Annotated in this window: 10 protein-coding genes; 3 read left to right on the top strand and 7 right to left on the bottom strand. The window is 45.6% G+C overall.

Annotated features, from left to right (window positions below; all coding sequences use genetic code 11):
* On the bottom strand, positions 1-523 hold a 523-nt coding region (gene trmD / locus AC5EF3_RS15535), incomplete at its 3' end, for a tRNA (guanosine(37)-N1)-methyltransferase TrmD (protein WP_493548706.1).
* A 314-nt stretch (positions 524-837) separates the two neighbouring features.
* On the opposite strand from trmD, the gene AC5EF3_RS15530 reads away from it, so the two are divergent.
* From AC5EF3_RS15530 to AC5EF3_RS15520, 3 genes are all read left to right on the top strand, one after another.
* Positions 838-2,583, top strand: a complete 1,746-nt coding sequence (locus AC5EF3_RS15530) for a toll/interleukin-1 receptor domain-containing protein (RefSeq protein WP_493548705.1) — start codon at positions 838-840, stop codon at positions 2,581-2,583.
* A gap of 185 nt (positions 2,584-2,768) precedes the next feature.
* Positions 2,769-3,524: a glycosyltransferase family 2 protein gene (locus AC5EF3_RS15525; protein ID WP_493548704.1), complete on the top strand. Its 756-nt coding sequence runs from the start codon at positions 2,769-2,771 to the stop codon at positions 3,522-3,524.
* 12 nt (positions 3,525-3,536) lie between these two features.
* Positions 3,537-5,237 carry a glycosyltransferase family protein gene (locus tag AC5EF3_RS15520; RefSeq protein WP_493548703.1) on the top strand — a complete coding sequence of 567 codons (1,701 nt, stop codon included), beginning with the start codon at positions 3,537-3,539 and terminating at the stop codon, positions 5,235-5,237.
* A 1-nt stretch (position 5,238) separates the two neighbouring features.
* On the opposite strand, the gene rimM is transcribed toward AC5EF3_RS15520, so the two are convergent.
* The 6 genes from rimM to AC5EF3_RS15490 all read right to left on the bottom strand — a co-directional run.
* Positions 5,239-5,820 (bottom strand): ribosome maturation factor RimM, encoded by a 582-nt coding sequence (gene rimM, locus AC5EF3_RS15515; RefSeq protein ID WP_493548702.1) that lies wholly within the window; start codon positions 5,818-5,820, stop codon positions 5,239-5,241.
* Between the two features lie 5 nt (positions 5,821-5,825).
* Positions 5,826-6,335, bottom strand: coding sequence for a GNAT family N-acetyltransferase (locus AC5EF3_RS15510; protein WP_493548701.1), 510 nt, complete (start codon positions 6,333-6,335; stop codon positions 5,826-5,828).
* A gap of 120 nt (positions 6,336-6,455) precedes the next feature.
* Positions 6,456-6,923 (bottom strand): 30S ribosomal protein S16, encoded by a 468-nt coding sequence (gene rpsP / locus AC5EF3_RS15505; RefSeq protein ID WP_015826365.1) that lies wholly within the window; start codon positions 6,921-6,923, stop codon positions 6,456-6,458.
* 56 nt (positions 6,924-6,979) lie between these two features.
* Entirely contained in the window at positions 6,980-7,279 is a 300-nt protein-coding gene (locus AC5EF3_RS15500) for a chorismate mutase (protein ID WP_015826364.1), read from the bottom strand.
* The gene (locus AC5EF3_RS15495) at positions 7,272-7,580 is read right to left on the bottom strand and encodes a hypothetical protein (RefSeq protein ID WP_015826363.1); all 309 of its coding nucleotides are present in this window, start codon (positions 7,578-7,580) and stop codon (positions 7,272-7,274) included. The genes AC5EF3_RS15500 and AC5EF3_RS15495 overlap by 8 nt, the downstream gene beginning before the upstream one ends.
* Positions 7,580-8,775 (bottom strand): signal recognition particle protein (locus AC5EF3_RS15490; RefSeq protein WP_493548700.1); only part of this gene is annotated, 1,196 nt, incomplete at its 5' end. The genes AC5EF3_RS15495 and AC5EF3_RS15490, both read right to left, overlap by 1 nt.

The raw sequence follows: 8,775 nt of genomic DNA, 5'->3' as shown, positions 1-8,775 counted from the left end.
GCAATCCAGTTTCAAAACTTTCTTGCTCTAAGCTCTCTTCATTGCCTGCAACTTCCGGCAAAAGACGAATACAGGCCTCTGACATAACTTGAGCAGCAACTTCACCACCAGCCAATATAAAGTCACCGATCGAAATTTCTTCAATGTCATATTCGTCTATAACGCGCTGATCCAGCCCCTCAAAACGACCACATAAAATGACCATACCAGGTCCATCCGCAAGCTCACGTACCTTTTGTTGATCCAATGTTTTCCCACGCGGCGACATGTAAATTAAGGGTCGATCTTTAAGATCAACAGAATCGATAGCTTGCGCCATAATATCGGGGCGTATGACCATGCCAGCCCCGCCACCGGCCGGCGTATCATCAACCTGCCTATGTTTACCTTCCCCAAAAGCTCGCAGATCAATAGTCTCGCAAGACCAGATACCCTGTTCTTTTGCACGACCGATAATTGAGACATCCAGCATTCCCGGAAAAGCATCAGGAAAAAGAGTTAGAAAGGTTAGATCAAAACGCATAATTGTCTCTTCGTTGATAACTGCACCTATGTGCAGCCTGTTATATGCGCAATCAACCCCATTAAAATCGGAAACACGTATTCGCTTAAAAATAACGTATCGGCACATCGATTCTCACATTAGGTGAATAGCCTATAGAATATACAGGATTGCTGTATAGTCCGGCCAATTACCAATGAATGACGTGGATAAGAAATTGCGCAATAGTCACATTAACTTCCAGCTCTAATTCATTGTCTTTATTATAAATACGATTTACGGTTATTGAGTATCACGCACAGAAATCAAGTTTAACAGGGGCAATTGGGGGGGATATGATCGACACTCCCAGCAACGCATTACGCGTTTACATATGTTGCGCGCAAGCTGATCTCAGTTTTGCGAACGAACTGCTGACTGGATTAACCACATGCGGCTTCGAAGTCATCACATCCTTTAACCCTGCTTCTCTTCCCGCACCGCCAAAATTAGAAATCGAAGATCGTATTGCCACATCAGATACCGTTCTTTTCATACTGACTCCGGACGCTTTGAACGATTCCAAAGCCACATCCGAACTTGAAGACGCATACAATATGGGCAAGCGCCTATATCTCATACCGATCAAGCCGATATCATCTGGTGATGCCCCTGAAGCAATGCTGCAATTACCGTATGTCTCCTTTCAAGGCGACACGAGTTTTGCACAAAACCTCGCTACCCTTGTTGCCAAGCTAAAGACGAACCATTCATGGGTTCAAGAACATACTCGCTTATCCAAAAGCGCGATTAAATGGCTAAATCACGGTAAAGCGCATTCACTTTTGCTTTTTGGACGCGAACTGGATCGCGCAATGTCTTGGCGGGCGAACAAACCTCAAACTTCATCGCACATCACAAAACTGCAAGATGCATTTATTAATGCGAGTTTAGCCGCTTACAAAAGCAAATCAGAAAAGAAACAACGCGCTGGTTTTGGAAAATTCGGCTTAACCTTAATAGCCGCAGGCATATGCGCGTGCGCGTATTTTGGGGTTAGCTGGCAAGAAACAAAAAAACTAAACTTTGAGCTATCAGAAAAATTATCGTCCACAACGCAACTCAACAACCAGCTTGAAGCTATTCAAACCCGCCTTTATGCAGACATGAGACTAGCGCCTTCATCAAATACAGACGGTGTTTTAACACATATTTCAGGTTGGTACCCCCGCGCATCCAGCCATGCAGGGTCAGTCGCTCGCATACAGTTTCCAACGGAACAATCATCAATCCCGCATGAAACTCAGTATACAGGTCTCATCATCGCTGGAGAATTGCTGGGCGAAGCCTACCGCGATAAAAATTACATTCTTACGCCGACATTCAACCTAGCTGACTCACCAATCAATGATGGTTTACTCGCTTCTAATTCTCCACAAGCACCGACAGTAAATGACAATGCCAATTTCCATTTTGTTGCAAATCGAACGAGCGAGCGTGTCTTACTAGCTGTGGTTCAGCCATCATCCAATGAAAGTTATGACATTCAACTTCCAGCATTACATGGCTCAAAACAAATACAAGCCATGGGTACTGCTTGGCAATCACAACTTAAAAATGGGGATCGCCCAGCTTTTAGCCTGCATCAAATTCCAGACACACTCCCCACAGGTGCTCGAGCGATATCCATCAGCGATATTGATTGTCAGAAATTTACCCGCATAAAATCACTGGGACGAGCGCAAGCAGAGGACTTAAATACACAATTTGAACCAATTGGTATATTTTCACTTGCACCGACCATTCAGCAAAATCAGGATTTTTCGATTCCAAGTAATTTAGGATATGCGACAATAGAAATCTCGAATTTACAGAGTGAAACAGGTCGCAGCCATGTCATCTATAAGCGCGGCACGATCACACCCGAAACGGGTGCTCCTGTTTTCAATCTCACAACAGGTAAGATAATCGCGCTCCACATAGGCGAATCCTCTTCTGCTGAAAATTTTGAAGGGGTTTCTCTTGAAAGCCTCTTAAATGAAGTACGGGCTGACTTGTCATCACCAACATCCAACATCAATTCAATATGCGCAGCCTTCTGATATCCATCACGTCCACCTTTGACCAAGTAAGGAAATGAAGGAATAAGGCTGGAAACACTTCAAATATATATTTTTCTTGATCAAACCGCTCAAATTGTAACCTCACATCCCTTTCAGCAATAGTGAATTGTGCTAATGATTCCACAAACGGACTTCTCTATCCGTGCAGTAAATTATGGTTCATTGTGGCTTCATCTAATCTGAAACTGTCAGTTCTCATTCCCTTTTTTAATGAAGCTGGGAATATCGCGCCTCTTCTAGAAGAGGTGCACACAGTTTTAGGCGGCATTTCATTTGAAGTCATATGCGTCAATGATGCATCTGCAGACACGACTGGTGAAGAACTAGCACAAGCAAAAGAAAAATATCCTGATACAGTTACCGTGCTTACTCACGTCGCAAGAAGCGGAAAGTCAGCCGCTCTATTTACGGGTTTAAAATCTGTCACAGGCGATTGGGTGCAATTACTAGATGGAGATGGTCAAAATGACCCCGCGGACACGCGTCGCATCTGGAATGAAATAATCGTACCTGGTGCCCCTGCTTTACTGGGAATTATCGCAGGCCGCCGAACCAGCCGAAATGACAGTGGATTTAAATGGCTGCAATCACGTGTGGCAAATGGTGTACGTCGCTTTTGCCTAAAAGATGATGCTAAAGATACAGGATGCGGCTTCAAACTCATCCGCACAACCGCATTCAGAGACCTACCTTATTTCGCAAGTATGCATAGGTTTTTTCCAGCACTAATAAAACGCGCAGGTTGGGATGTGCAGGAAGAATATGTAAATGACCGTGAACGCTGGCATGGCAGCTCAAAATACGGATTTATCTCACGATTGGGTGCAGGAATCGTAGATTTATTGGGCATGATTTGGTTAGTGCGCCGTGGTGGCCAAGGCGTCGCTGCTGAATGGAATGATCCTCGGGCAAATAGATAAGCAGGCATTCCAGTGGAACACTATTCTTCGACTGAAGTGAGTTTTGACCCTCAAAACAGCGAAAATGATCCTGTACGGTCCGCCAATTACGGACGCTTTCCCAAAGAACGCCTCATATATGGTGCAATACTCGGATATTGTATCCTCCATTGTCTCATTCGCATCTTTACCTCACCTATTCTGACAATAGATGAAGCCCAATTTGCGCTACTCGGTCAGTCTTTCAGCTTGGGGTATGGTACTGACCACCCTCCGCTTTTGTCTTGGATGTTCGCCGGCCTAAAAAATACAATTGGCGTTAATCTATATTCCATCGCAATTTTAAAATACGCGCTAATGACATTAGGCCTCTGCGCTTATTACAAATCAATGCTGACCATATTTGAATGGATGGATTTTTCAGGACTACTTCATCGTCGATTAGATCTAGCCGCAGCAGCCACAGGCAGCTGGGCGCTCGTTTTCATGGTGGGGTGGAGCAATCATGAAGACCAGATCCCGCAAGTATTAGATTTCACTCTACTTTCCATCTCTCTTTTTTGTCTGACAAAATCACTCACGAGCAAGGGATATGCATGGTGGATTGCTTTTGGAATTTCTGTCGGCCTAAGCTTGCTCAGCCACTTACATCTGATCTTGTTTCCCCTTAGCCTGATTTGTGCAGCGATGGGCATGAAATCACTTACAAGACCTCATTATGATGCAAATGGCGATAGACTATCACCTCCTGCAATTACATGGGTTCATGTCGGCGTCACTCTTGCCTTCACCATAGCGGTATTTGCATGCCATGCTATGTGGCTGCTGCAAGATGGAGGTCCTGCCAATTCTCTCAATGCTGCGGATTTTGGCTTGGGTGAAAACGTTACCTTCACCACGCAAGAAGGCATTAAAGACCTAGTGCTAAGCCGTGGCTTAGCATTGCGGGCATTATTCTTCGCAATGGTAGAATACATCATGCCATTAGGTGTGATTTTCCTATTGCTGTTCTGGCCGATGTGGTTTGCTTTCATTTACCCATTCTTCCCCAAACGGGAAGTTGACGAAGGTCCATTTGAGCGCACTTGGCGTCGCCTATTTTCTTATACATTGAGACTATCCATTGCCTTCCTCAGCATCATAACAATTATAACGGGCCATACGCTCGTGACGATCTGGATGTTGCCTGTATTTTTTGCTCTTCCAATCTGGTTGTTCTTTCAAGTTCAACGTTCTGGCCCTTATTTTATCGCAATGAGAGCTTTGGCAGCTATTATACTCATCTCGATTATCATCGTTCCGATCGCCCGCTTTATTGATTGGAGCGAAGATATAATGAGCTGCACAGAAGCGCGCTGTCATACATATTTGCCAATAGATGAATTTGCACAAAACCTCTCAATGGAAGGGTTTGCAAACGGCACAATTATAGGTGCAGATCCCCATCTCACAGGTAATTTACGCACACAATTCCCAAATGCACGCATATTAGACGCACACTATCACGTTAGTGCTTTTCCGGCTGCGACTGGTAAAGGTGCCTGTTTAGCTGTCTGGAGAGATGAAGACGCAAAAATGCCAAACAATCTCGCAAAATATCTGAACGAAGAACTAGGCATCCAGCAAATAGACAAAACGCCCGGCGGCGCTATTCGCAAAAATCTAATCAACAGTCGCGAAAAGCACTCAGTATTATATTTCCGTTTTTTAAAACCAAATAAAAATTGTCGTTAAATTAGTCTTCAGATGAGTCAGCTTCTTCGTCATCTGGCTCATCAATGCGAAGAGCATCGGGCAGATATTGCTCTTCTGGTTTCGCCGTCAGCAATTGAGCTTTGACATCTACCTTGGGAATAATTTCAAGCGTGAATGGCAGCATATAATCCGTACCATGCGGACTTTTTAGCTCTAACAAATCATCCGCACCGAAATTATGTACATTCAGCACCTGACCCAGCTCACGGCCATCTTCATGCACAACTTTACAGCCGATTAGATCTTCAAAGTAAAATTCATCTTCTTCTGGCTCTGGCAAAGCATTACGTGGCACATGTAGCAGCACGCCTTTCATCGCCATCCATTCTTCACGTTGACGATTTTCTACAGGCCAAACGACAAAGCCATCCTTATTTTCCTGATAGCTTTTAGCTGTAAAAATCACATCGCCATTCTCATCAAGCAATGGCCCATATGCAAAACAATCTTCCGCGACAACAGTGAAGGAACGCACACGCACATGACCGCGCACACCATGCGCACCGCCTATTTGGGCGACAACGACAAGATCCAAACTTGCTTTAGACTGTTCATCACGCATTGAGATTATTTTTCCGGATTCAAAGTTGAACGCGTTAGCATCACAACTGTCTTACCTTGGTCTGGGTGATTTAACTCACCAATTTCTTCAAATCCAAGTTTTTTGTGAAAATTGAGTGAGATCTCATTCATCGGCTTGATGTTGACTTCCGCCGCAAGTTTTTCGGCACCTTGTGCTTCTGCCATATCCAACGCTTCTGAATATAGCGCTAGCCCCACACCTTTTCCGCGACCTTTTTCAGCAACAGCGATACGGTCAACATAGAGGAAATTATCAAGCGTTTTTTCAAACCACTGATAGTTCGCGCTCGCATAATCGCGACCTCTCACCATCAAAACAACAAAACCAAGACGCTCACCTGTTTCATCTTCAGCAAGCAGCACGGCATGGCATTTTGGTTCTAAATCGACATAGTCTTCTCGCGTCAGTGAACCGACGGCTGGCACATTTGCTTGGTTTAAATCAACAATCCAGTCGATATCTTCAAGTTGAGCTTCGCGGATGTTCAAATCCATTAAGTATTCCAATCAACTAAATGCTCCTCTTTCCGCAAAAAGGAAAAGAGGAGCATAGTGCCAAATAGGTGTTCAAAAATAAGCCCGATCTAAAAAATAGCAGGGCTATTCCAGTGTAATTTATTCAGATGCAGCTTCTTCAGAAGGTGCTTCTTCTGCAGGAGCCTCAGCAGCTGCTTTAGCCGCTTCTTTAGCAGCCTTAGCGGCCTCTTTTGCTGCTTCTTTAGCTTCTTCTTCAGCAGCTTTACGTGCTTCTTCTTTTTCTTTTTTCTCTTCAATACGTTCCTGAGCTTTTTGACCAGGTTTCGCTTTGTTTGGGTTGTTTCCGTGTTTCCACTCAACAAGACCAGCTTCAGAGATAAAACGTGCTACACGATCAGTCGGTTGAGCACCTTTAGCCAACCATTCTTTGATTTTGTCTGCATCAAAACCAACGCGACCTTCATCATCTTTAGAAAGAAGTGGGTTGTAGTGACCTACTTTTTCGATGAAACGACCATCACGTGGCATACGTGAGTCAGCAACAACGATGCGGTAGTAAGGACGTTTTTTAGTACCACCACGGGCAAGACGAATTTTTAGAGCCATAAGTTATCTCCTAATTTGGCAATATATGTGGTCAAGAATTGACCGATTTTTGTTCGCTATTTGCGAAACTGTTCGTGGTGACGGATCACTTCCGTCACGATGAAATTTAGAAACTTTTCAGCAAATTCGGGATCAAGATCCGCATCCTTTGCCATTTGACGTAAACGCTCTATCTGTGCCGCTTCACGGGCCTTATCAGATGGTGGCAGATCATGGTCGGCTTTTAACTTTCCAACCGCCTGCGTACATTTAAAACGCTCGGCCAGCATATGGATGACAGCATTGTCGATATTGTCGATGGATGCCCGCAATTTCAACAATTCTTGAGGGGCATTAACCTGCTTTTCTTCAGACATTACCGCCCTCCCAATCATGTTTCAGCGCTCTCAATGCAAAGGAACCCAAGACGAGAACCGCAGTGATTGAGCCCATGATACCAATCGCCATTCCAGCTAAAGATTGGGGATCAACGCCGTTGCGCATAGCCAAAGGCGTGATCACCATTGGACCAAACATAAAGCCCAAGAATATCGAACCAAAAATGACAATCTTAGACGACAATTTTGCTTTAAAACTCGCACCGCATTTAGGGCACTTACCCTTGAGAGCAGCACCGCCCAAATCATGCTGGCATTTCTGACAAAGAAATTGGGTCATTACTTCTTCTTGCCCCCGCGAGGACCGCCAAGACCGGGTAAACCACCCATACCGCCCGGCATACCACCCGGACCACCTAGGCCAGGCAGACCACTACCCATTTTACCAGCCATGTCTTGCAATGCTGCTGAATCCATCGCTTGACCACCCGGCACACCGCCTTGGCCCATAGCGCCCATGGCTTTTGCCATTTGCTTCATGCCGCCCTTGCCCATTTTCTTCATCATGCCAGCCATTTGCTTGTGCATTTTGAGAACTTTATTGACTTCGGAGACATGCACACCGGCACCAGCAGCCACACGTTTCTTACGTGAGGCATTTAAAAGTGCTGGCTTTGCGCGCTCTTTAGGGGTCATAGACAGAATTATTGCTTCTTGACGCTTGATCACTTTGTCATCAAGGCCTTGAGAATCCATAGCTGCTTTGGCTTTTTTGGCACCGGGCATCATACCCATAATGCCGCCTAGGCCGCCCATGCGTTGTAGCTGACGAAATTGCTCGGCCATATCTTCTAGATCGAAAACACCTTTGGCCATTTTCTCGGCCATGCGTTTGGTTTTTTCTTCGTCCAGTTCAGCGGCGGCGCGCTCCACGAGGGAAACAACATCACCCTGACCAAGAATACGGCCAGCAATACGGCGCGCATCAAAAACTTCTAACCCGTCAGATTTCTCACCTGTTCCAAGAAACTTGATCGGCAAACCTGTTACGGCACGCATAGAGAGAGCCGCACCGCCGCGCCCATCACCATCCATACGTGTTAAGATAAGCCCCGTCAGCTTCAAACGGTCGTTAAAGCGACGCGCAGTCTCAACAGCATCCTGCCCCGTTAGTGCATCGGCAACGAGAATTGTTTCAGCTGGGTTGGCGACTTCAGCAACTTGCGCAGCCTCACCCATCATTTGCTCGTCAAGCGTTGTGCGACCAGCCGTATCAAGGATAACAACATCATAGCCACCAAGCTTGGCTGCATTGACAGCGCGCTTGGCGATATCGACCGGCATTTGGCCATCAGTGATAGGCAGCGTATCGACTTCGATCTGCTCACCTAAAACCTTCAGCTGATGCATCGCAGCGGGACGATACACATCCAAAGATGCCATCAAAACCTTTTTACGGTCATGATTTTTCAGGCGTCGAGCAAGTTTGCCTGTTGTGGTCGTTTTACCAGAGCCTTGCAAACCTGCCATCATGA

The sequence above is a fragment of the Hirschia sp. genome (assembly GCF_058892565.1).
Note: the sequence above shows the minus strand (reverse complement) of the source record. Positions and strands in the feature narration are given on the sequence as shown.

Coding starts and splice junctions, on each gene's coding strand:
- AC5EF3_RS15530 (WP_493548705.1), top strand. CDS start 838: ATGATCGACACTCCCAGCAACGCATTACGCGTTTACATATGTTGCGCG.
- rimM (WP_493548702.1), bottom strand. CDS start 5,820: ATGCGTGATGAACAGTCTAAAGCAAGTTTGGATCTTGTCGTTGTCGCC.
- AC5EF3_RS15510 (WP_493548701.1), bottom strand. CDS start 6,335: ATGGATTTGAACATCCGCGAAGCTCAACTTGAAGATATCGACTGGATT.
- rpsP (WP_015826365.1), bottom strand. CDS start 6,923: ATGGCTCTAAAAATTCGTCTTGCCCGTGGTGGTACTAAAAAACGTCCT.
- AC5EF3_RS15500 (WP_015826364.1), bottom strand. CDS start 7,279: ATGTCTGAAGAAAAGCAGGTTAATGCCCCTCAAGAATTGTTGAAATTG.
- AC5EF3_RS15495 (WP_015826363.1), bottom strand. CDS start 7,580: ATGACCCAATTTCTTTGTCAGAAATGCCAGCATGATTTGGGCGGTGCT.